This window comes from Kitasatospora sp. NPDC049258 (assembly GCF_040678895.1).
Taxonomy (GTDB): Bacteria; Actinomycetota; Actinomycetes; order Streptomycetales; family Streptomycetaceae; genus Kitasatospora.
This window is the reverse complement of the sequence record NZ_JBFAQT010000018.1, coordinates 101,317-123,591: the sequence shown is the minus strand read 5'-3', so window position 1 is coordinate 123,591 and position 22,275 is coordinate 101,317. Positions and strand designations below refer to the sequence as shown.

The window sequence follows — 22,275 nt, the reverse complement described above, 5'->3', positions numbered from 1 at the left end:
GCGAGCGCGGTTATCCGACCGCGGACCGGTACTTGCGGACCGACAGCCACGAGAAGACCGCCATGATGACCAGCGACCAGAGCACCGAGACCAGGATCGCGTTCTGCATCGGCCAGGTGTCCGGCGTCGGGCCGACCTGGTTGCCGAACAGCTCGCGGCAGGCCTGCACGGTGGCGCTGAACGGGTTCCAGTAGGCGATCGGCTGCAGCCAGCCCGGCATCGAGGAGACCGGCACGAACGCGTTGGAGACGAAGGTCAGCGGGAACAGCCAGATCAGCCCGGCCGAGGTGGCCGCCTCGGGGCTGCGCACCGACAGGCCGATCAGCGCGCCGATCCAGGAGAAGGCGTAGCCCAGCAGGAGCAGCAGCCCGAACGCGGCCAGCGCCTTGGGGAAGCCCTCGTGGATCCGCCAGCCCACCAGCAGGGCGACCATGGCCAGCACCAGCAGGGTGAAGGCGGTCTGCACCAGGTCCGCGAGGGTGCGGCCGACCAGCACCGCCGAGCGGGTCATCGGCAGCGAGCGGAAGCGGTCGACCAAGCCCTTGGTCATGTCCTCCGCGATGCCGGCGGAGGCGCCGGCCACCGCGAAGGTGACCGTCTGGGCGAAGATGCCGGCCATCAGGAACTGCGTGTACGTCGAGGAGCTGGCCGTGGTGCCGGGGATCTGGATCGCCCCGCCCATGACGTACGAGAACAGCAGCACGAACATCACCGGCTGCATCAGGCCGAAGACCACGATCTCCGGGATCCGGGTCATCCGGCGCAGGTTGCGCTTGGCGACCACCCAGGAGTCGTGGGCCATCGCCGCGATGCCGCTGCGCTGGCGAGGAACGGCGCCGCCGATGGCGTGCGAGGTGGCGGTGGTCATCTCAGGCGTCCTTTCCGTGGCTCTTGTGGCCCGTGGCGGGCTGCTCGTCCTCGTTGTTCTCCACGGCCTCGGTGGCGTGCCCGGTCAGCGACAGGAACACGTCGTCCAGGGTCGGCCGGCGCAGGCCGATGTCGTCGATCTCGATCGAGCGGGCGTCCAGCTCGCGGATGACGTCGGCGAGCACCTTGGCACCACCGCTGACCGGGACGGTGATCCGCCGGGTGTTCTTCTCCACCGCCGGGTCGCCCTTGGCGTACGGCGCCAGGGCCGCGACCGCCTCGGTGACGTCGCCGCGGTCGTGCACCACGACCTCGACCCGCTCGCCGCCGATCTGCGCCTTGAGCTCGTCCGCGGTGCCGCGGGCGATCACCTTGCCGTGGTCGACCACCGCGATGTCGTGCGCGAGGCGGTCGGCCTCCTCGAGGTACTGGGTGGTGAGCAGGAGCGTGGTGCCCTGCTCGACCAGGGTCTCGATGACCTCCCAGAGGGCCAGCCGGTTGCGCGGGTCGAGGCCGGTGGTCGGCTCGTCCAGGAACATCACGGGCGGGCGGACCACCAGCGCGGCGGCCAGGTCGAGCCGGCGCCGCATGCCGCCGGAGTAGGTCTTGGCCGTGCGGTCCATCGCCTCGCTGAGGTTGAACCACTCCAGCAGCTCCAGGGCGCGGGCCTTCGCGTCGCGCGGGGTCATCTGGTAGAGCTCGCCGACCATCTGGAGGTTCTCACGGCCGGTCAGGTACTCGTCCACGGCGGCGTACTGACCGGACAGGCCGATCAGGCTGCGCACCTTGTTCGGGTGCTTGAGCACGTCCACCCCGGCGACCGTGGCCCGGCCCGAGTCGGGGCGCAGCAGCGTGGTCAGCACCCGTACCGTGGTGGTCTTGCCGGCGCCGTTCGGGCCGAGCAGTCCGAGCACGGTGCCCTCGGGCACGTCGAGGCTGACGCCGTCGAGCGCGCGGACGTCCCCGAAGGTCTTCACCAGGTTCTCGGCTTGGATGGCTGGCGGCATGAGCCTGCCTCATCTCCTGTTGCGAAATGACTGAAATGTCCACTGCATGGGGATAGCGATACCCGGGCCGGCCGGTCGGCAAGCTCGCGATACATCGCGAGCTTGGCAGGTCGCGATATATCGCGTCAAGGTCCGGGCCTCCGGCCGTCCGGGTGGCTTGCGACCACCCTCCGCACAGCCTCTCAGGCCCCACCGACAATGCCCCCGGTGCTACTGCGTGACCACGTAACCCGCGTCCCGCAGCTCGCTGATGACGGCTGTGCAGTGCTCCGGGCCCTTGGTCTCCAGGTGCAGGTCCACCTCGACCTCGGTCAGCCCGAGCCGGGGGTCGATCCGCACGTGCGCCACGTCCAGCACGTTGGCGTCGACCTGGGTGAGCACCGCCAGCAGGTCCGCGAGCGCGCCCGGGCGGTCGGCCAGCCGGACCCTCAGCGACAGGTAGCGACCGGCCGCCACCAACCCGTGCCGGAGCACCCGCTGCATCAGCTGCGGGTCGATGTTGCCGCCGGAGAGCACCGCCACCACCGGGCCCTCGAAAGCCCCGGGCTGCTCCAGCAGGGCCGCGACCGGGCTGACCCCGGCCGGCTCGACGACCAGCTTGAGCCGCTCCAGGCCGACCAGCAGGGCCCGCGACAGCGACTCCTCGGAGACCGTGCGGATGCCGTCCGCCAGGGTGTTGATCACCTCGAACGGGATGTCGCCGGGCCGACCCACCTGGATGCCGTCGGCCATGGTGGCGAACCGTTCCAGCGTGATCGGCCGGCCGGCCGCCAGCGAGGGCGGGTACGCGGCGGCGGCCGCCGCCTGCACCCCGACCACCCGAACGTCCGGCCGCAGCGGCTTCACCGCGGCCGCGATCCCGGCCAGCAGCCCGCCGCCGCCCACCCCGACCAGGATGGTGCGCACCTCGGGGCACTGCTCCAGGATCTCCAGGCCCACCGTGGCCTGGCCGGTCACGATGTCCCAGTGGTCGAAGGGGTGGATGAACACCGCGCCGGTGGCCTCCGCATACCGCTGCGCGGCCTGCAGCGCGTCGTCCACCGTGCTTCCGTGCAGCCGCACCTCGGCGCCGTAGCCCCGGGTCGCCGACACCTTGGGCAGCGGCGCCGCGAGCGGCATGAAGACGGTGGAGCGCACCCCGAGCAGGGCCGCCGCCAGGGCCACCCCCTGGGCGTGGTTGCCGGCGCTCGCGGCCACCACCCCGCCCGCCTTCTGCACCGGGGTCAGCCCGGCGATCCGCACGTACGCGCCGCGCAGCTTGAACGAGCCGGTGCGCTGGAGGTTCTCGCACTTGAGGTGGACCGGCGCGCCGACCAGCTCGGCCAGGTACCGGCTGGTCTCCATCGGGGTGACCCGGGCGACCCCGGCCAGCATCTTCTGGGCGCCGCGGACATCGTCGATGGTGATCGGCCAACTGTGCATGCGGTCAGGGTACGGGCGCCGCCCGCCGGAAGCCGGGACGTCGGCGCTGTTCCCGGGCCCGCCCGGCGCGCGTACGCTGCTGGTTCACGAGCCACCCTCACCGCACCCCGATCGTGAGCCGCGATGAAGACCACCTCGCCCCAGGCCACCGGAAGCAACGACCCGCTCCATGCCCAACTCCAGTACCAGGTCGCGGTGTTCGCCCGCAGGATGGAGCAGGTCCGGCTCGGCGCCGTGGGCGCCCTGGACCGCGCCGGCTACCTGCTGCTGGACCACCTGCACCGGCACGGACCGGCCAACGTGAAGTCGCTGGCCGAGTCCCTGGGCATCGACTCCTCCACGGTGACCAGACAGGCCGCCCCGCTGGTGCGGGCCGACCTGGTCGGCCGGGTGCCCTACCCGGCCGACCGGCGCTCGGTCCACCTCGCGCTGACCCCGCTCGGCGGCCGGCGCCTCGCCGAGGTCCGGGCCGACCGGGAAGAACTGATGCGCGCGCTGACGGCCGGCTGGCCCGCCGAGGAGCAGCGCGCCTTCTGCACCTTGCTCGCCCGGTTCAACGACTCGCTGGAGTCGTACTGGGCCGGCCGGCCGGAGTGAGCGTCCGTCAGCGGCGGGGCGTCAGCCCAGCGCCCGCTGGAGGTCGGCCAGCAGGTCGTCGATCGACTCGATGCCGACCGAGACGCGCACCAGGTCGGCCGGGACCTCCAGGGCGGAGCCGGCCACCGAGGCGTGGGTCATCCGGCCCGGGTGCTCGATCAGCGACTCGACGCCGCCGAGCGACTCACCGAGGGTGAACAGCTCGGCCCGGTTGCAGACCTCGACCGCCGCCGCCTCGCCGCCGGCGACCCGGAACGACACCATGCCGCCGAACGCCTTCATCTGCTTGGCCGCGATGTCGTGGCCGGGGTGCTCGGGCAGGCCCGGGTACAGCACCTGGCTGACCTTCGGGTGGCCGCTCAGCAGCTCGACGACCTTCTCCGCGTTGGAGCTGTGCCGGTCCATCCGCACGCCCAGCGTCTTGATGCCGCGCAGCACCAGCCAGGCGTCGAACGGGCCGGAGACCGCGCCCATCGCGTTCTGGTGGTACGCCAGCTCCTCGCCCAGGCCCGCCTCGGCCGCGACCAGCGCGCCGCCGACCACGTCCGAGTGGCCGCCCATGTACTTGGTGGTGGAGTGCACCACCACGTCGGCGCCGAGCGCGATCGGCTGCTGCAGGTACGGGCTGGCGAAGGTGTTGTCCACCACCAGGATGGCGCCCGCGCCGTGCGCGATCTCGGCCAGGCCGGCCAGGTCGGCGATGCCGAGCAGCGGGTTGGACGGCGTCTCCACCCACACCGCGCGGGTGGCCGGGCGCAGCTGGGCGCGGACGTCCGCCAGGTCCTGCATGTTGGCGACGGAGAACTCGACGCCCCAGCGGCTCAGCACCTTGGCGAACAGCCGGAAGGTGCCGCCGTAGGCGTCGTTGGGGATGACGATGTGGTCGCCCGGCTTGAGGACGGTGCGCAGCAGGGTGTCCTCGGCGGCGAGGCCGGACGCGAAGGCGAGGCCCCGGCTGCCGCCCTCCAGCGCGGCGAGGCACTCCTCCAGCGCGGTCCTGGTCGGGTTGGCGGAGCGGCTGTACTCGTACCCGCCGCGGAGGCCGCCCACCCCGTCCTGCTTGTAGGTGGAGACCTGGTAGATCGGCGTGACGACGGCCCCGGTCTGGGGATCTGCTTCCTGACCCGCATGGATGGCGAGAGTCTCGAAGCCCTGGGGAAGCTGGTGCTCGGTCATGGCACGAGCCTAGTGCGCGAACGCCGCCCGGGGCGGCCGAGTGCGCGACCACCGGATTACTCCCTGTCCGACCGGTCCACCGCGCCGCTACGATCTGCACCCGTTGCACACATGATCAGATTGGCTGGTCATCGTCTTCTCGGGGGTGGACGCGCATGGTCGCGACCCAGCAAACCGCCGGCCTGTCCACCTCGGGCAGGGCCGTCCAGGCCGTGGCGCTGCTGCTCGGCTTCTACCTGCTCGCCGCCGCCATCGTGCTCGGCCTGCTCGGCCTCGACCTCGCGCTCTACCTCGGCTCCGACCACCTGCGGCCGGCCCTGTTCAAGATCTGGGCACTCACCGCGGTGGTGATCTACCCGGTGCTCCGGGTGGTCTTCCTGACCAGGCGCCCCAAGGGCGGCGAGAGCGGCGGGCTGCTGGTCGGCCGGGCCGAGCAGCCCGCGCTGTGGGCCCGGGTCGACCGGCTCGCCGAGCGGACCGGGGTCCGCGGGCCGGCGGAGATCCGGCTGACCGCCGAGGTGAACGCGGCCGTCCGCGAGGACACCAGGCTGCTCGGCCTGATCCCGGGCAAGCGGCACCTGGAGATCGGTGTCCCGCTGCTGATCGGGCTCACCGAGGCGGAGCTGGACGCCGTCCTGGCGCACGAGTTCGGCCACTACAGCAACCAGGACGTCCGGCTGGCCGGTATCACCGTGGCCGGCCGCACCGCGATCGTGCACACCATCGGCACCCTGCACGAGCGGGCCGACCGGCAGCAGGCCGAGGACGCCGCCGAGCTCCGGGCCGAGGCCGAGGACCGGCTGGCCCGGGGCAAGCAGCCGAAGGACCGCAGTGCGGGCGACGGCGGCGTCCAGCGGGTGCTGGCCCGCCTGTTCACCCGGTACGCCCGGTTGTACTTCCGGGTCTCCGAGTCGGTCGGCCGCCGCCAGGAGTACGCCGCCGACCGGGCCGCCGCCGAGATCGCCGGCCGGGACGCCACCGCCTCGGCGCTGCGCAAGATCCCCACCCTGGTCGCCGCGCAGAACTTCTACCTCGGCGCCTACGCCACCCTCGGCTGGGACGCCGGGCTGCTGCCCGCCCCCGGCCAGGTCTACGGCGGCTTCGCCAAGCTGCTGGCCGACCCCGGGCGCCGCGCGGAGCTGGCCGCGATGGGCCTCGCCCTGCCCGAGCGGGAGGCCGACCCGTACGACTCGCACCCGCCGATCGCCCAGCGGGTCGCCGCGATCGAGGCCCTGCCGGCCGACGGCCGCGGCACCGAGGGTGCCGGCCCGGCGCTGGACGTGCTGCACGAGCCGGAGCGGACGCTGGCCGAGCTGGAGGCGGTCACCCTGGTGCCCGAGGCCGCCACCAAGCGCCGGGTCGACTGGCCGGAGCTGGTCGCCGAGAGCCACCTGGCGCACGCCCGGGAGGCCGCCCAGCCGATCCTGCGCGCGCTGACCGGCTCCGGCCTGCCCGGCACCGTGGACGCGCTGCTCGACGCCGTCGACCGGGGCGAGGGCCGGCAGCTCGCCGAGCGGTTGCCGAGGAGCGCGGCGGCCACCGCCGCGACCGGCCGGGCCGCGCGCGAGTTCCTGCGCCCCGCGCTGCGGGCCGGGACGGCCCGGCTGGTCGTCCTGGCGCTGGCCGAGTCGGGGCTGGCCCGCTGGGAGCTGTCCTGGTCGGCGGCGCCCGCGCTGGTGCTGCCCGAGGGCATGGCCGAGACCTTCGACGCCGCGCTGGACGCGGTGGTCGCCGACACCCCCGACACCGCCCCGCTCCGCTCCCTGCTCGTGGCCGCCGGCCTCGCGCCGGTCGCCGGCTGAACCGCGAAGGCTCCTGCCATGGCACGTCTGCTCGTGATCATCCCGCTGCTGATCATCATCGGCATCAGGTTCTACCCCTGGTACGCCAAGCGCCGCTGGTACGCCATGCGCCGCGCCGCGAGGCCGGGCGCCGCGGCGGCCGCCACCCGGCCCGCCCCGGCCGCCTTCGGGCTGCCGGCCGACTCCGAGCACCACGCGGTCGGCCTCGCCGAACGCCGGGACCCCGGTGATCGCCGAGGCGACGGCGGCCACGCGGGCGGGTGACCGGAAGCCGTTCGCGGCCTTCCTCGCCGGGGCCGGGTCGGGCTGGAACCTGCGCGGCCACCGGCTCTGGGTGCTGGCCGAACAGGCCGCCGAGGAGGACGGCTGGCTGCGGGCCTGGCAGGCGGCGGACCCGGACTCCCCGGACGCGGCCCTGGTGCACGCGACCTCGCTGATCGAGGTGGCCTGGACGGTGCGCAGCGGCAAGCGGGCCGCGCAGGTCGGCCGCGAGCAGTTCGAGATCTTCCACCGCCTCCTGGGCGAGGCCGTGGACGCCTTCGCGCGGGCCGCCGAACCGGCGCCCGCCGACCCCACCCCGTGGGCCGCCCAGCTGCCGATCGCGCTGGGGCTCGGCTGGTCCCACGAGGAGTTCGACCGGGTCTGGCAGGAGATCGTCGCCCGGGATCCGTACCACTACGGCGCCCACCACAGCGCCCTGCAGTACTGGTGCCGCAAGTGGCACGGCTCGCACGAGCGGATGACCGCTATCGCCGAGCGGGCCGCCGCCGCGGCGCCGCCGCAGAGCCTGCTGTCCGGCCTGCGGCTGGACGCCGTCCACGAGCTGGAGATCACCGAGGACAGCTACCGCGCCTGGACCACGCCCGAGGCGCAGCGGGCCCTGGACCAGGTGCTCGCCGACCTGCGGACGGTGGAGCCCGACGACCCCCGGGTGCCCGGCCTGCGGCACCTGCTGGCCTACGGCCTGACCCGCAACCGCCGCCGGGCCGAGGCCGTCGAGCAGTTCCGCCTGATCGACCGCTGGATCGACAGCCCGCCGTGGTCGTACCGGGCCCGGCCCGCCGAGCTCTTCACCGAGATCCGCGCCCGCGCCCCGACCGGCTGGGACAAGGCCGGCCGGCCCCCGGCCCCCACCACCCGCTGAGACCGCCACGCCCGCCACGCCAGCCGGGCCCGCCAGGTCCGTCGAGCCGGGCCGGGCCGGGCGTCACAGGCCGTGCCGGCGGTCGCCGAGGACGCGCTCGCACACCTCGCGCTCGCGCTGCGGGCCGAACGCCGAGCGGTGCGCGGCGACGGCCAGCCGGGTCTCCTCGGCGATCAGGTCGGCGTTGATCGCCGCGGCGGCCCGCACCCCCGCCGCCGCCGCGCCGATCACCTGATCGGTGAGGGCGGTGACGTTGCCGGCCACCCACACGCCGGGGACGGCGGTGGCACCGGTGGGGTCGGCGACGAGCCGGGTGCCGATCACCTGCCCGCCCAGCTCCTGGCCGGCCGGCTCCAGACCGAGCGGGGCGAGCACGCCGGCCCGCGCGGTGAGCAGCGGGGCGACGGCCAGCGCCTGGCAGCCGATCAGCGCGCCGTCGGCCAGCCGCACCCCGGTGAGCCGGCCGCCGGCCGTCTCCAGTGCGGTCACCTCACCGTCCACCACCGTGATGCCGCGGGCGGCGAGTTGCTCGGCCTCCTCCTCGGTCGGGCGCGGACCGGTGTGCCGGAAGTAGGTGACGCGCTCGCTCCACTGCCGCCACAGCAGGGCCTGATGGACCGCCGGTGGTCCGGTCGCCAGGATGCCGATCGCCCGGTCGCGCGCCTCCCAGCCGTGGCAGTACGGGCAGTGCAGCACGTCCCGGCCCCACAGCTCGGCCAGGCCCGCGACCTCGGGCAGTTCGTCGACCAGGCCGGTGGCCACCAGCAGCCGCCTGGCCCGCACCGCGGCGCCGCCGGCCAGGGCCACCCGGAAGCCGCCGGTGTCGAGGGGCTCGGCCGCCACCGCGCTGCCGGTCAGGAACTCCCCGCCGTAGCGGCGCACCTCGGCCCGGCCGGTGGCCAGCAGGTCGGCGGGCGCGACGCCCTCCAGCCCGAGATAGCCGTGCACGGCCTCGGCCGGGGCGTTGCGCGGCCGTCCGGCGTCGACCACCAGGACCGAGCGCCGGGCCCGCCCCAGGGTGAGCGCGGCGCCGAGGCCGGCGGCACCGGCGCCGATCACCACCACGTCGTAGCACCGCGCGCGGGCGGGTGACGGACTCGGTCCGATGGGTGCCGTCATGTTCGCTACCTCCGTTCTCCGCCGGAGCATCCGCGGGGCCGCCCTGGGCGGGCACGACCCGGTGCTGAGCGCGGGCGAGGCCGCCGAGCTCGACACCCGCACGGCGGCCCCGGCGGGGCGGCGGCGTCAGAGCGCGCTGCCGGCCTTCCACTGGGCCCAGGTCATGTTCCAGCCGTTCAGCCCGTTGGCCGGGTCGACCGTCTTGTCACCGGAGTTGACCACCTCGACCACGTCGCCGATCAGCGAACTGCTGTAGAACTTGGCCGCGTTGGTGTTCGGGTCGGTGCCGCCCTGGACGTCCCGCAGCGAGATGCAGCCGTGGCTGGTGTTGGCGTGGCCGAACTGGGAGGCCGGCGACCAGTAGTTGCCGTGGATGAAGGTGCCGGAGGTGGTCAGGCGCTGGGCGTGCGGCACGTCGGGGATGTTGTACTCGTCGCCGAGCCCCACCGTGGCGGAGTCCATCTTGGTCTGCTGGAACTGCTCCGAGATCACCAGCTTGCCACCCCAGGTCCGGTGGTCGGGGGCACCGCCGATGATCGGGTAGGAGGCGGTCACCCGGCCGTCGGTGGTCACCGTCAGGGTGTCCGCGGCGAGGTCGGCGACGCTGGTCTGGCTGCGGCCGATGGTGAAGGTGACGTCCTTGGACTGGGTGCCGAAGACGCCCTTGGCCCCCTCGACGTCCTTCAGCCGGAGCTTGAGGGTCACCTTGGTGCCCGAGGCCCAGTACTGCTGCGGCCGGAAGTCCAGCCGGGTGCTGTTGAACCAGTGGCCGACGATCTCCACCCCGGGCTCGGCGACCACGGTGATGGCCTCCTGGACCGCCGCGCGGTCGGTGATCACCTTGTTGAACCTGATCGAGACCGGCATCCCGACACCGACCGTGGAGCCGTCCTCCGGCGTGAAGTAGCCGACGAAGGTGCTGGCCGGGGTGGCGGTGGCGAAGCCGGTGTTGGCGACCGCCTCCAGGCCGGCCCGGTCCACGGCGGCCACCGCGACGGTGTACCTGGTGCCGCTGCGCAGCTGCCCGGTCGAGGTCCAGCTGGCCCCGTCCGCGGCCAGCCGCCCGGGTATCGCGGTGCCCGCCAGGTCGGCCAGCACGACCGAGGTCAGGGTGCCGTCGGCCACCGTGACCTTGACCGGCTGGCTGAAGGAGGCGTCGGTGGTGCCGGTGACCGGGAAGACGGCGATCTTCGCCACCGAGGTCTTCGGGCTGCTGCCGGCCGACCCGCTGCCGGCCGTCGGGCCGCCGGAGGAGTCGGCGCCACCGCTGGGGCCGCTCGGGGCGCTGCCGCCCTTGCTGTCGGTGCAGGCCGCCACGAACAGCACCGGCGCGCCCAGCAGGCCACCCAGGACGCCGCGGCGGCTCCATCGGCCACCGAGCGGACGATCCTGCTTCTCCGGTCCGGTCACTGGGCACTCCCTGCTGCTCGATATCGGGACATTACGGCTACAACCGACGCAATCCGATCCGATGCGGTTCCGTGCGAAATGGTCGAGACCGTACGAGAGTACTCAACATCCCACCAGAACGGACAAACGAACGAAAAAGCCGCCCGCCCCGGACAACTCCGGGGCGGGCGGCGGCAAGGGGGGTGACCCGGACGGGCTACTCCACCTCGTGCTCCTCCCAGGTCTCGTCCTCCGGGTCGTAGTCGGTGATCGCCGACTCCCAGGTGGCCGAGGTCAGCTCGACGCCCGGCACCTCGCCGAGCAGCGCGACCGGGTCGACGAAGTGGGCGAGCGAACCCGACGGGTCCACCTCGATGGCGTCGACGGACTGGGCCCGCTCCTCGTCGTCGAGGTACTCGTCGCTGTCGACCTGGGCCAGTGCGGCGGCCTTCAGGGCCTGCTCATCGGTGATCTCCGCGATGAGCTCTATGGTGAGGCGGACGTAACGCGGCGTGTCCTGCCCGGAAAGATCAGTGCTGGTCATGCCTGCGAGCGTAGGCGAGCGGAGGGCCGCACGGAAACGGGGGCGGCGGGCCCGGATGCCGGGCACCGCGAAATCGCCCGGCGGGCCCGGACGGCGCGGGCCGGGCAGCGCGAAATCCCCCGGCGGGGCCGGGAATGCGAAAGGGCCGGCCCCCGGAGTCCGGGAACCGGCCCTGCCGCCCCCGCGAGCTCCCCCACCCGGGAGTCGCGGAGACGCGCCTTTCGGCGCGATGGGTGGCGCGGGGGCCACCACACCCTGTGGCCCGGCCGAAGCCGGACGGACAGGGGCGGGACGACGGCAGCCCCCGCGCGCAGGACACGGTGGGCCGGGTCAGGGCCGACCGACGTGTCCGTGGTGGCTGCGATGCCGGGGAGCCGCTCCCGACCTCCGCTGCCACCATGCTCGGCGTCTTGCCGTTGACCCATACGATGCCGGACGGTTGTTAACCACGTGATGCGCGGACGTGACGTCGGTGTACCAACCGCCACGGTCGACGGATCCTCACCCGTCCGGCCCGTCGGGGGCCCTGACCGGAGGTCAGTGGCCGGCCCGGCTGGTCAGGTAGGACAGCAGGTCCTGCCGGGTGACGATGCCCTGCGGCTTGCCCTCGACCAGCACCACGGCCGCGTCCGCCTTCTCCAGCACGGCCATCAGGCTGGTCACCGACTCGCCGGAGCCGACCACCGGCAGCGGCTTGGACATCACCCTGTCCAGGGTGTCGGAGAGCTGGATGCGCTGGGCGAACAGGCCGTCCAGCAGCTCGCGCTCGACCACCGAGCCGACCACCTCGCCGGCCATGATGTCCGGGTGCCCGGCGCCGGCCGAGACCACCGGCATCTGGGAGACGCCGAAGTCGCGCAGCACCCGGACGGCCTCCGCGACCGTCTCGGTGGGGTGCATGTGGACGAACTGCGGGATGCCCTCGTGCTCGACGGCGTCCTTGCGGGCCAGCACCTCGCCGATGTGCGCCTCGTCGGCGGCGGTGGGCAGGAAGCCGTAGTCGGCCATCCAGTCGTCGTTGAAGATCTTCGACAGGTAGCCGCGGCCGCCGTCCGGCAGCAGCACCACGACCACGTCGTCCGGGCCGAGCCGGCGGGCCACCTCCAGGGCGGCCACCACGGCCATCCCGCAGGAGCCGCCGACCAGCAGCCCCTCCTCCTTGGCCAGGCGGCGGGTCATCTGGAAGGAGTCCTTGTCGGAGACCGCGACGATCTCGTCCGCGACCTCGCGGTCGTAGGCGGTCGGCCAGAAGTCCTCGCCGACGCCCTCGACCAGGTACGGGCGGCCGGTGCCGCCGGAGTAGACCGAGCCCTCCGGGTCGGCGCCGATCACCTTGACGGCACCCTGGGAGGCGTCCTTCAGGTAGCGGCCGGTGCCGGAGATGGTGCCGCCGGTGCCGACGCCCGCGACGAAGTGGGTGATCTTCCCGTCGGTCTGCTCCCACAGCTCGGGGCCGGTGGAGTGGTAGTGCGAGGCCGGGTTGTCCGGGTTGGAGTACTGGTCCGGCTTCCAGGCGTTCGGGGTCTCCCGGACCAGCCGGTCGGAGACGTTGTAGTACGAGTCCGGGTGCTCGGGCGCGACGGCGGTCGGACAGACCACCACCTCGGCACCGTAGGCCCGGAGCGTGTTGATCTTGTCGGTGGAGACCTTGTCAGGGCAGACGAAGATGCACTTGTAGCCCTTCTGCTGGGCCACGATCGCCAGGCCCACGCCCGTGTTGCCGGAGGTGGGCTCGACGATCGTGCCGCCCGGCTTGAGGGCGCCCGAGGCCTCGGCGGCCTCGATCATGCGCATCGCGATCCGGTCCTTCACCGACCCGCCGGGGTTGAAGTACTCCACCTTCGCCAGCACCGTGGCACTGATTCCGTCGGTGACCTTGTTGAGCTTGACGAGAGGTGTGTTGCCGACCAGATCAATGATCGAGTTGTGGTACCGCACGGGGATCCTCCCGGTCTGTGGCTTCTGTGACTGTGGGTACTGAAAGCCTATGGCCACGGATGGCCGATGGGCGCCGATAGCACGCGGGTCCCTGCGGGTACCTAGGAGTACGGAGCCGCCGCACGAGCCCGTGCGGGGCGTACGCACAAGGGGGTGCCGGATGCCAGGGGCACAGGCGTCGAGGGCCCGGGTGGCCCGCAGGATCGCGACCGCGGCGGCCTACGGCGGTGGCGGACTGGGGCTGCTCGGGGTGGGCGTGGCCGGGCTGCTGCTGACCGAGAGCCGGCTGGCGGTGCGCGCGATCGGCCTGCTGGACGGCGATGCGCCGCGGGCCGACGGGGTGTACGGGGAGGCGTTCCTGGAGCCGGGCGACGTCCGGCCGCCGCTGCGACTGGTCTTCCTCGGGGATTCCACCGCCGCCGGGCTCGGCGTGACGCGCGGGCAGGAGACCCCGGGGGCGCTGCTGGCCTCGGGCCTCGCCTCGGTGGCCGAGCGCCGGGTGCGGCTGCGCAACGTCGCCGTCTCGGGCGCCCGCTCCTCGGACCTGGCCCGGCAGGTCGAGCTGGCACTGCCGTACCGGCCGCAGCTGGCCGTGATCATGATCGGCGCCAACGACGTGACCCGGCGCAGCCCTGCCTCCCAGTCGGTGCGCCAGCTCGCGGACGCGGTGCTGGCGCTGCGCGCCGCCGGCTGCGAGGTGGTCGTCGGCACCTGCCCGGACCTGGGCACCATCAAGCCGGTGCGGCCGCCGCTGCGCTGGGTGGCCCGGCGGGTCAGCCGGCAGCTGGCGGCCGCCCAGACCATCGCGGTGGTGGAGGCGGGCGGCCGGACGGTCTCGCTGGGCTCGCTGCTCGGCCCGGAGTTCGCCGCCCGGCCGGAGATGTTCGCGGCGGACCGCTACCACCCGTCCGCCCAGGGCTACGCGACGGCGGCGATGGCCCTGCTGCCCTCGCTCTGCGCGGCACTGGGCCTGTGGCCGCAGGAGGCAGGACCGGCCGCGCCGGTGCAGGGCGACGCGGTGCTGCCGGTGGCCGTGGCGGCCGCCGCGGCGGCCGGGCAGTCGGGCACCGAGGTGGTCGCGGTCGGCCCCGAGGGCGCCCGGCGCTGGGCCCAGCTGCGGCACCGGCTGCGGCTCGGGCTGCCCGGGGCGGGCAGCACGCCGGAGCCGGAGTCCGCGTCGGCCAACTCACACCCGGGGGCGGGTGACGCCGGAGCTACTTAGCGGTAACTTTCCTCCGAGCGCCCCTCGCGCCCCGCCCTGCCCGGTGGGCGCTCGACACCCAGGACACGCAGCGAGGAGCACACCATGCCCGAAGCCGTCATCGTCAGCGCCGCCCGTTCGCCGATCGGCCGGGCCTTCAAGGGCTCGCTCAAGGACGTCCGGCCGGACGACCTGACCGCACAGATCATCGGCGCCGCGCTCGCCAAGGTGCCCGAGCTGGACCCGCGCCAGATCGACGACCTGATGCTGGGCTGCGGCCTGCCCGGCGGCGAGCAGGGCCACAACCTGGCCCGGATCGTGGCGGTCCAGATGGGCATGGACTACCTCCCGGGCGCCACCATCACCCGGTACTGCTCCTCCTCGCTGCAGACCACCCGGATGGCACTGCACGCGATCAAGGCCGGCGAGGGCGACGTCTTCATCTCGGCCGGTGTCGAGACCGTCTCGCGCAGCGTCAACGGCACCTCGGACGGCATGCCCGGCACCCTCAACCCGTTCTTCGACGACGCGCTCGCCCGGACGGCCAAGCGCGCCGAGGAGGGCGGCGGCGAGTGGCACGACCCGCGCGAGGACGGGCTCGTCCCGGACGCCTACATCGCGATGGGGCAGACCGCCGAGAATCTGGCCGCGCTCAAGGGCGTCACCCGGGCCGACCAGGACGCGTTCGGTGTCCGCTCGCAGAACCTGGCCGAGGCCGCCATCAAGGCCGGCTTCTGGCAGCGCGAGATCACCCCGGTCACCACCCCCGACGGCACCGTGGTCTCCGCCGACGACGGCCCCCGGGCCGGGGTCACCCTGGAGGCCGTCTCGGGCCTCAAGCCGGTGTTCCGCCCCGACGGCACCGTGACCGCCGGTAACTGCTGCCCGCTGAACGACGGCGCCGCCGCCCTGGTGATCATGTCCGACACCAAGGCCCGCGAGCTCGGCATCACCCCGCTGGCCCGGGTGGTCTCCACCGGCGTCAGCGGACTCTCCCCCGAGATCATGGGCTACGGCCCGGTCGAGGCCTCCCGGCAGGCGCTGAAGCGTGCCGGCCTGTCGATCGGCGACATCGACCTGGTCGAGATAAACGAGGCCTTCGCCGCCCAGGTCATCCCGTCCTACCGCGACCTCGGCATCGACCTGGACCGGCTCAACGTCAACGGCGGCGCGATCGCGGTCGGCCACCCCTTCGGCATGACCGGCGCCCGGATCACCACCACGCTGATCAACTCCCTTCAGTGGCACGACAAGCAGTTCGGCCTGGAGACCATGTGCGTCGGCGGCGGCCAGGGCATGGCGATGGTCATCGAGCGGCTCAGCTGACCGCGGCGGGGGCCCGGCCACCCGTTCGGACTCACCGTGCGTAATTGAGGGCCGGATCACACTTCGCGTGCGATCCGGCCCTTCCCGTTGTCGATCCGGCCGGTTTCGTCGACACTCCGGAATCGATCAACTGCACAGCGTAGAACGGTATTACCTAACAATTTGAGGACAAGGAGGAAAGTCACAGACAAATCGGACATCAGCCACTGCAGCATCGGGCTTTCATGCGGCAGTGTGGAGACGTAACCCCGTTCCACTCCTCGCAAGGAGTACGTTCCGTGAGCGCCGTCTACACCGTCCTGCTGCTGATCCTGATCTCCCTGTCGACCGCCGTCCTGTTCCAGCTCCGCCGTGTCGCACGGCGGTTGGACGGGTCGGCCGCCCCCGCCACCACCGCCGGCCCGGCCGTGCTCGACGAGGCCGTCATACGCCGCGCCGTGACCGAGGCCCTCGCGGCCGACCGGGAGCGGGAGATCTCCGAGGCCCGGGCGTTCTGGGCCGAGCAGGAAGCCAGGGCGGCCGAGGACGCCCCGCTGTTCGACGCCCCCTTCACCAGCGTCGGCGAGGAGTGGCCGCTGTTCTTCCCGCGGCCGACCGGACCGGAGGAGGCCGCGGACACCACCGGCAACGCCGGCACCATGGACCCGGCCTTCGGCGAGGCGCTGCGCTCCGCACTGGAGGACCTGATCAACGAGGGCGGCCCGGCCCAGGGCGGCGGCCACCCCGCGATGCCGGCCCACCCCGGGCACGGCGGCGGCGCGGTCCACCCCGCCGACACCGGCGAGGCCCGCGCACGGCGCGAGGCGGACCTGCTCGCCACCGGGCTGGAGGCCGGCCTGCTGGACGCCGAGACCGAGCCGGCCCAGGCGCCGGACCCGCGCCGGCACCCCTCGCACCCCGACTTCATCCCCAGCCCGACCCCGTCCCGCGAGTGGACCGACGACCGGCTGGCCGCCCTCGCCGAGGAGCGGATCGGCCTGACCGACGTCCGCCCCGGCCCGCTCGGCACCCTGGACGTGTACGCCTTCGCCGACGGCACCACGCTCTGCGTGGCCCCCGGCGACCGGGAGGCGGCCTACCGGCTGATCGACGCCGTCCGGGCCGGCGAGGACGTCCGGCTGCTCGGCGGCTCGCGCTTCTCCGGTTCGTACTCGCTGACCTTCTCCACCGACGAGGACACCGTCTACGTGCTGGCCGACCGGGTGGTCGCCAGCATCTGAGCACGGCAGCAGCACCGACCGGGGCCGGTCGGACGCCATGGGGTTACGGCGTCCGACCGGCCCCGGCCGTTGCCGGCTCCGGACCGGCTCCTCGTGGTCAGGCCACCAGCTCGGCCAGGGCCGCCACCTCGGCCAGCGCGGCGGCCAGCACCGCCTCGTCCCCGGTCGCGGCGGCCAGGTCGTGACCGGCCACCGCCAGTTGGTCGCCGACCGCGAAGTCCCCGGCCGCCGGGAACGCCCGCGGCGGCTCGCCCTCCAGCTCCAGGGCGGTGGCGGCCAGCCGCGCGGCCAGCGCCAGGGCGGCGGCCGCGCGGGAGGCGTGGCCGGGGACGGCGCCGCGCAAGCGGCTCTGCGGCATCGAGCGGAACCGGTCGGCCAGCCGGTCGACGGCGGCGGTGAGGGCGAGGGCTTCGGACATGCAGCGAGGCTACCCGCACACGCCGCGGGCCCCGGGAGTACCAGACTCCCGGGGCCCGCGAAGGCGTGCGCCGACGGCTAGTCGTCGCCGCGCAGGATGGCGATCAGCCGGAGCATCTCCAGGTAGATCCAGACCAGCGAGAGGGTCAGCCCGAAGGCGGCCCGCCAGGACTCCCGCTGCGGGGCGCCGCCGCGGATGCCCGCCTCGATCTCGGCGAAGTCCAGCGCCAGGAAGAAGGCACCGAGCGCGATCCCGATCAGGCCCACCACGATGCCCAGCGGGCCGGAGCGCAGCCCCAGGTCCGCACCGAGCATCCAGGCCACCGAGTTGATCATCGTCAGGATCACGAAGCCCATGGCCATCGCGATGCCGATCCGGGCGAAGCGCGGGGTGACCCGGATCCGGCCGCTGCGGTAGGCGATGAGCATCGCGGCGAAGACCGCCGCCGTGCCCAGCACCGCCTGGATGACGATGCCGTCCCACATCGTCTCGAAGGCCTTGGAGATCACCCCGAGCGCGAAGCCCTCCAGCCCGGCGTAGGCCAGGATCAGCGGCGGGCTGACGCTCCGCTTGAAGGTGATCACCAGGCCGACCACGAACGCGACCAGCGAGGCGCCGATCGCCAGCCCGAAGTTGCCCACCGGGACGGTGAACCAGGCCACCGCGCCGGCGGCGACCAGCGTCAGCAGGGTGAGCGCCGTCCGCGCGACCACGTCGTCCATGGTCATCCGGCCGGTGTCCAGCGGGCCCGCCGAGGGCGCCTGGTACAGCTCGGTCAGCTGCTCGCCGGTGAGCTCGCCGCCGTGGGGCTGCTGTCCGTAAGGGTTGTTGGCGTAGGGGTTGTTGGCGTACGCGTTCGCACCGCTGGGCTGCTGCGCGGTGTTGAACCCGGCGTAGCCGGTGTCGCGGGTGAAGGACCCCTCCCGCGAGAAGACCGGATTGCTGCTTCTCATGCTCATTCCCTCCGGGGGGCGGCACGGCACCGCCCACCACCGGACCAGAGTAATGTCTTGGCAAAGGGATGCGCGTACGCCGCGAGGATGATCTCTCACGGCGTCGAGGCGGCGGAGCTGGTGCCCGGAGCCGGACTCGAACCGGCACGGCCTTCCGGCCAAGCAGTTTTAAGCTGCCCGTGTCTGCGTTCCACCACCCGGGCGTGAACCGCTCCCGCCCCTCGTCGGGCCACGCCCTGAGCCTAGTCGCCCGACTCCCCGTTTCGCATGTTCCCGGCCCCGGAAGTTGTCATGCTTCCTTGCCATCTGACGAACCGTTCGCGATCCGGCCAACCGATGCACTGTTATCGGCCACCGGTCGGCCTCAGGGGTCGTGTCATACCGCAGGAGGAGAGTGACGGTCCCGTGTACGCCCAGCGGTGGTGTGACCAACCGTCCGCCGGAGCGACGGAAACCGGGGTGGGCCCGGCAGAGCATGGAGTACCGGTCGAGCCAGCTGCCCGGCCGCCCCGCCCGCCCTCCCGATAGGAGCCCTCCGTGAGCACCATGACCACCACCACCGCCGCAGCCCGGGCGGTGGGCCTCAACAAGGTCTACGGCGAGGGCGAGACCCAGGTGGTGGCGCTGGACAACGTCAGCGTGGCCTTCGGCCAGGGCGAGTTCACCGCGATCATGGGGCCCTCCGGCTCCGGCAAGTCGACCCTGATGCACTGCATGGCCGGGCTGGACACGGTCTCCTCCGGCTCCGCCACCATCGGCGACGTCGAGCTGGTCGGGCTGAACGACCGCCGCCTCACCCAGCTGCGCCGCGACCGGATCGGCTTCGTCTTCCAGGCCTTCAACCTGCTGCCGACCCTGACGGCGCTGGAGAACATCACCCTCCCGATGGACATCGCCGGCCGCAAGCACGACCAGCAGTGGCTGGAGCGCGTGGTCGACACCGTCGGCCTCTCCGGCCGCCTCAGCCACCGCCCCAGCCAGCTCTCCGGCGGCCAGCAGCAGCGGGTGGCCTGCGCCCGGGCGCTGGCCTCCAAGCCCGACATCGTCTTCGCCGACGAGCCCACCGGCAACCTCGACTCCCGCTCCGGCGCCGAGATCCTCTCCTTCCTGCGCAACTCCGTGCGCGAGCTCGGCCAGACCGTCGTCATGGTCACCCACGACCCGGTCGCCGCCTCCTACGCCGACCGCGTGGTCTTCCTCGCCGACGGCCGCATCGTCGACGAGCTCGCCCACCCCACCGCCGACACCGTCCTGGACCGGATGCGCCGCTTCGACGCCAAGGGCCGCACCAGCTGACCCTCGGTCACCCACCGCCCCACCGAGCCCAGGCCCACCGGCCGCAGGCCGCCCACCGACTCCCAGGACGCGACACCCACCATGTACCGCACCGCACTGCGCAACGTGCTGGCCCACAAGGGCCGTCTGTTGATGACCGCGCTCGCCATCATGCTCGGCACCGCGTTCGTCGCCGGCACCATGGTCTTCTCCGACACGCTCGGCCAGGCCATGAAGAACAGCTACTCCAAGAGCTACTCCGACGTGTCGGTGCTGGTGTCCGACCGGGCGGCCGGCGCCCTCGTGGTCCGGGCCGACCAGCGCGGCGAGCAGGGCGCGGCCACCCTCACCGACGCGACCGTGCGGGAGCTCGGCGCACTGCCGGGCGTCCAGCAGGCCCGCGGCGTGGTGTCCGGCTTCACCGGCGTGGCCGACAAGAAGGGCAACCTGATCGGCCAGGCCTGGAGCGCCCAGGGGGCCAACTTCGTCCCCGGCGCGAGCGGCCAGGACTCCCGGTACCCGCTGGTCGAGGGCCGCGGCCCGAAGAGCGGCACCGAGATCGCCCTGGACCGCACCACCGCCGAGGACAACGGCTTCAAGGTCGGCGACACCGTCCGGATCGCCGGCAACGGCCCGGCCGTCAACGCCACCCTCACCGGCGTGTTCACCACCGACGACCCCACCGTCACCTCCGGCGGCACGCTGGTCCTGATGGACACCGCCACCGCCCAGCAGACCCTGCTCACCCCCGGCCGGTACAGCAGCGTGGTGCTGACCGCCAAGCCGGGCGCCGACGAGTCCGCGCTGCTCACCGCCGTCCGCGGCAAGCTCCCCGCGGACACCAAGTTCGCCCTGGAGACCGGCCGTCAGCTGACGGACGAGCAGACCAGGGACATCGCCGCCTCCACCAGCGCGATGAAGACCATGCTGCTGGTCTTCGCCGCGATCTCGCTCTTCGTCGGCATCTTCATCATCGCCAACACCTTCAGCATGCTGATCGCCCAGCGCATCAAGGAGCTCGCCCTGCTGCGCGCGGTCGGTGCCGCCCGCGGCCAGGTCACCGGCTCGGTGCTGGTCGAGGCGCTGCTGATCGGCGCCACCGCCTCGGTGGCCGGCCTGGTGGCCGGCGTCGGGATCGGCGCCGGGATGCAGGCGCTGATCACCACGCTCAGCCCGGGCATGCCCACCGGCTCGCTGGTGATCGCACCGGCCACCGTGATCACCGCCCTGTCGGTCGGCGTGCTGGTCACCGTGCTCTCCGCGGTGCTGCCGGCGGTCCGGGCCTCCCGGATCCCCCCGGTCGCCGCGATGAGCAGTGGCGACCAGCCGACCACCCAGAAGGGTCTGATCGTCCGCAACACGATCGGCTCGCTGATCACGGCCGGCGGCCTGGCGCTGATCCTGGCCGGCGCCCGGGCCGGCAAGGCAGGCGGGCGGTCCATGATCGAGGGCGGTGCGCCGCTCACCATGATCGGCATATTCGTCCTGCTGCCGCTGCTCTCCCGCCCGGTGATCGCCCTGGTGGGCCCGCTGCTCGCCAGGCTGGCCGGCACCCCCGGCAAGCTCGCCCGGCGCAACGCGGTGCGCAACCCCCGCCGGACGGCGGCCACCGCCGCCGCGCTCACCATCGGCCTGACCCTGGTCAGCGCCATGACGGTGCTCGGCGCCTCGGTGAACGACGCGGTCGACCGGTCGGTCACCGGTACCATGAAGGCCGACTACGACGTGGCCATGGCCACCCGCGGCGACCTCTCCCCGGAGCTGGCCAAGGCGATCGCCAAGGCCCCCGGCGTGGCCGCCTCCAGCCCGGTCACCAACGCCTTCTGGACCTTCAACGGCGAGCCCTGGTCGGTCAACGGCTTCGACGCCGACACCTTCGACCAGCTGGTCGCGCCGGGCATGCAGAGCGGCTCGGCCGACTCGCTCAAGCAGGGCAAGGTCCTGATCGACACCGAGGTGGCGAAGAGCGCCGGTGCCTCGGTCGGCTCCACCCTCACGGTGGCCTACGACGACGACCGCAGCGGCACCGTCACGGTCGGCGGCGTGTTCCGCAAGACCGACATGCTCGCCCCGGTCCTGATCGCCGACTCCGGGATCCGCGCGCACCTCGAACAGCCCTACGTCACCGAGATCCTGGTGAAGGGCAAGGACGGTGCGACGGCCGCGCTCAAGCAGTCGGTCAAGGACGCCACCGGCAGCAACCCGGTGATCGAGGTCAAGAGCAAGCAGGACATGCGGGACGAGTCCAGCCGGGCCATCGCCTTCGCGCTGAACATGATGTACGGCCTGCTGGGCATGTCCGTGGTGGTCGCGGTGCTCGGGGTGGTCAACACCCTGGCGATGTCGGTGTTCGAGCGGAAGCGGGAGATCGGCATGCTGCGGGCGATCGGGCTGGACCGGCGCGGGATCAAGCAGATGGTCCGGCTGGAGTCGGTGGTGATCTCGCTCTTCGGCGCGGTGATCGGCGTCCTGCTCGGCTGCTTCCTGGCCTGGGCCTCCAACCGCACCCTGGCCGGTGACCTCCCCGGCCTGGTGACCGTGATCCCCTACGGCAAGATGCTGCTCTTCCTGGCCCTGGCCGGCCTGGTCGGCATGTTCGCCGCCATCTGGCCGGCCCGCCGGGCCGCCAAGCTCGACATCCTGACCAGCATCAAGACGGACTGAACCAGGACGGATTGTCCGGGCGGGCACACCAGAAGGCCCCCGGCCGACCCCCCACGGAGGGTGGGAGTCGGCCGGGGGCCTTCTGCTTCGCCACTTGTTCGGACTTCTGTACTCCGCCCGGTCGCACTGCCGGCTGAGCACCACGGAGGTCGTGGTCCGGCGACACTGCCGGGCGGAGAGCCTCCGACTCGTACCCGGGCGTCAAGGCGCCCG

The 22,275-nt window shown here is 73.1% G+C and carries 19 protein-coding genes and 1 tRNA gene; 9 read left to right on the top strand and 11 right to left on the bottom strand.

Going from position 1 to position 22,275, the window contains the following annotated elements:
• Positions 1 to 10: 10 nt before the first annotated feature.
• The 3 genes from AB0K43_RS17950 to ilvA form a co-directional block, all read right to left on the bottom strand.
• Positions 11 to 868 (bottom strand): ABC transporter permease, encoded by an 858-nt coding sequence (locus AB0K43_RS17950; protein WP_363640732.1) that lies wholly within the window; start codon positions 866 to 868, stop codon positions 11 to 13.
• Between the two features lies 1 nt (position 869).
• A complete protein-coding gene (locus AB0K43_RS17945; protein WP_363640730.1) occupies positions 870 to 1,874 on the bottom strand; it encodes an ATP-binding cassette domain-containing protein in 1,005 nt (334 codons plus the stop codon).
• Positions 1,875 to 2,084: 210 nt separating this feature from the next.
• Positions 2,085 to 3,296 (bottom strand): threonine ammonia-lyase, encoded by a 1,212-nt coding sequence (ilvA, locus tag AB0K43_RS17940; RefSeq protein WP_363640728.1) that lies wholly within the window; start codon positions 3,294 to 3,296, stop codon positions 2,085 to 2,087.
• A gap of 123 nt (positions 3,297 to 3,419) precedes the next feature.
• Here ilvA and AB0K43_RS17935 point away from each other — a divergent pair, with 123 nt between their 5' ends.
• The gene (locus AB0K43_RS17935) at positions 3,420 to 3,893 is read left to right on the top strand and encodes a MarR family transcriptional regulator (RefSeq protein WP_363640726.1); all 474 of its coding nucleotides are present in this window, start codon (positions 3,420 to 3,422) and stop codon (positions 3,891 to 3,893) included.
• Between the two features lie 21 nt (positions 3,894 to 3,914).
• Here AB0K43_RS17935 and AB0K43_RS17930 read toward each other — a convergent pair whose 3' ends face one another.
• A complete protein-coding gene (locus AB0K43_RS17930; protein ID WP_363640724.1) occupies positions 3,915 to 5,069 on the bottom strand; it encodes a cystathionine gamma-synthase in 1,155 nt (384 codons plus the stop codon).
• A 155-nt stretch (positions 5,070 to 5,224) separates the two neighbouring features.
• Here AB0K43_RS17930 and AB0K43_RS17925 point away from each other — a divergent pair, with 155 nt between their 5' ends.
• The 3 genes from AB0K43_RS17925 to AB0K43_RS17915 are packed head-to-tail and all read left to right on the top strand — an operon-like array spanning position 5,225 to position 8,015.
• Positions 5,225 to 6,871, top strand: coding sequence for a M48 family metalloprotease (locus tag AB0K43_RS17925; RefSeq protein WP_363640722.1), 1,647 nt, complete (start codon positions 5,225 to 5,227; stop codon positions 6,869 to 6,871).
• 18 nt (positions 6,872 to 6,889) lie between these two features.
• The gene (locus tag AB0K43_RS17920) at positions 6,890 to 7,135 is read left to right on the top strand and encodes a hypothetical protein (protein ID WP_363640720.1); all 246 of its coding nucleotides are present in this window, start codon (positions 6,890 to 6,892) and stop codon (positions 7,133 to 7,135) included.
• Complete coding sequence (locus AB0K43_RS17915) at positions 7,098 to 8,015, top strand: hypothetical protein (protein WP_363640718.1); 918 nt, start codon at positions 7,098 to 7,100, stop codon at positions 8,013 to 8,015. The genes AB0K43_RS17920 and AB0K43_RS17915 overlap by 38 nt, the downstream gene beginning before the upstream one ends.
• Positions 8,016 to 8,078: 63 nt before the next feature.
• On the opposite strand, the gene AB0K43_RS17910 is transcribed toward AB0K43_RS17915, so the two are convergent.
• From AB0K43_RS17910 to AB0K43_RS17895, 4 genes are all read right to left on the bottom strand, one after another.
• On the bottom strand, positions 8,079 to 9,134 hold the full coding sequence (locus AB0K43_RS17910) for an NAD(P)/FAD-dependent oxidoreductase (RefSeq protein ID WP_363640716.1): 1,056 nt from the start codon (positions 9,132 to 9,134) through the stop codon (positions 8,079 to 8,081).
• 126 nt (positions 9,135 to 9,260) lie between these two features.
• Positions 9,261 to 10,544, bottom strand: coding sequence for an Ig-like domain-containing protein (locus AB0K43_RS17905; RefSeq protein ID WP_363640714.1), 1,284 nt, complete (start codon positions 10,542 to 10,544; stop codon positions 9,261 to 9,263).
• 196 nt (positions 10,545 to 10,740) lie between these two features.
• Complete coding sequence (locus AB0K43_RS17900) at positions 10,741 to 11,067, bottom strand: hypothetical protein (protein ID WP_363640712.1); 327 nt, start codon at positions 11,065 to 11,067, stop codon at positions 10,741 to 10,743.
• Positions 11,068 to 11,604: 537 nt separating this feature from the next.
• Positions 11,605 to 13,005 carry a cystathionine beta-synthase gene (locus AB0K43_RS17895; RefSeq protein ID WP_363640710.1) on the bottom strand — a complete coding sequence of 467 codons (1,401 nt, stop codon included), beginning with the start codon at positions 13,003 to 13,005 and terminating at the stop codon, positions 11,605 to 11,607.
• Positions 13,006 to 13,165: 160 nt separating this feature from the next.
• On the opposite strand from AB0K43_RS17895, the gene AB0K43_RS17890 reads away from it, so the two are divergent.
• From AB0K43_RS17890 to AB0K43_RS17880, 3 genes are all read left to right on the top strand, one after another.
• On the top strand, positions 13,166 to 14,227 hold the full coding sequence (locus tag AB0K43_RS17890; RefSeq protein WP_363640708.1) for an SGNH/GDSL hydrolase family protein: 1,062 nt from the start codon (positions 13,166 to 13,168) through the stop codon (positions 14,225 to 14,227).
• 84 nt (positions 14,228 to 14,311) lie between these two features.
• Positions 14,312 to 15,532 (top strand): acetyl-CoA C-acetyltransferase, encoded by a 1,221-nt coding sequence (locus AB0K43_RS17885; protein WP_363640706.1) that lies wholly within the window; start codon positions 14,312 to 14,314, stop codon positions 15,530 to 15,532.
• Positions 15,533 to 15,810: 278 nt separating this feature from the next.
• The gene (locus AB0K43_RS17880; protein ID WP_363640704.1) at positions 15,811 to 16,752 is read left to right on the top strand and encodes a hypothetical protein; all 942 of its coding nucleotides are present in this window, start codon (positions 15,811 to 15,813) and stop codon (positions 16,750 to 16,752) included.
• Between the two features lie 97 nt (positions 16,753 to 16,849).
• On the opposite strand, the gene AB0K43_RS17875 is transcribed toward AB0K43_RS17880, so the two are convergent.
• The 3 genes from AB0K43_RS17875 to AB0K43_RS17865 form a co-directional block, all read right to left on the bottom strand.
• Positions 16,850 to 17,170 (bottom strand): hypothetical protein, encoded by a 321-nt coding sequence (locus AB0K43_RS17875; protein WP_363640702.1) that lies wholly within the window; start codon positions 17,168 to 17,170, stop codon positions 16,850 to 16,852.
• Between the two features lie 77 nt (positions 17,171 to 17,247).
• Positions 17,248 to 18,123, bottom strand: coding sequence for a Bax inhibitor-1/YccA family protein (locus AB0K43_RS17870; protein ID WP_363640700.1), 876 nt, complete (start codon positions 18,121 to 18,123; stop codon positions 17,248 to 17,250).
• A gap of 118 nt (positions 18,124 to 18,241) precedes the next feature.
• Positions 18,242 to 18,326, bottom strand: a tRNA-Leu gene (locus AB0K43_RS17865).
• A 343-nt stretch (positions 18,327 to 18,669) separates the two neighbouring features.
• Between AB0K43_RS17865 and AB0K43_RS17860 the strand changes: the two genes are divergently transcribed.
• Both AB0K43_RS17860 and AB0K43_RS17855 read left to right on the top strand, forming a co-directional pair.
• Entirely contained in the window at positions 18,670 to 19,419 is a 750-nt protein-coding gene (locus AB0K43_RS17860; RefSeq protein ID WP_363640771.1) for an ABC transporter ATP-binding protein, read from the top strand.
• 81 nt (positions 19,420 to 19,500) lie between these two features.
• Positions 19,501 to 22,062 carry an FtsX-like permease family protein gene (locus tag AB0K43_RS17855; RefSeq protein ID WP_363640698.1) on the top strand — a complete coding sequence of 854 codons (2,562 nt, stop codon included), beginning with the start codon at positions 19,501 to 19,503 and terminating at the stop codon, positions 22,060 to 22,062.
• The last annotated feature ends 213 nt before the right edge of the window (positions 22,063 to 22,275 follow it).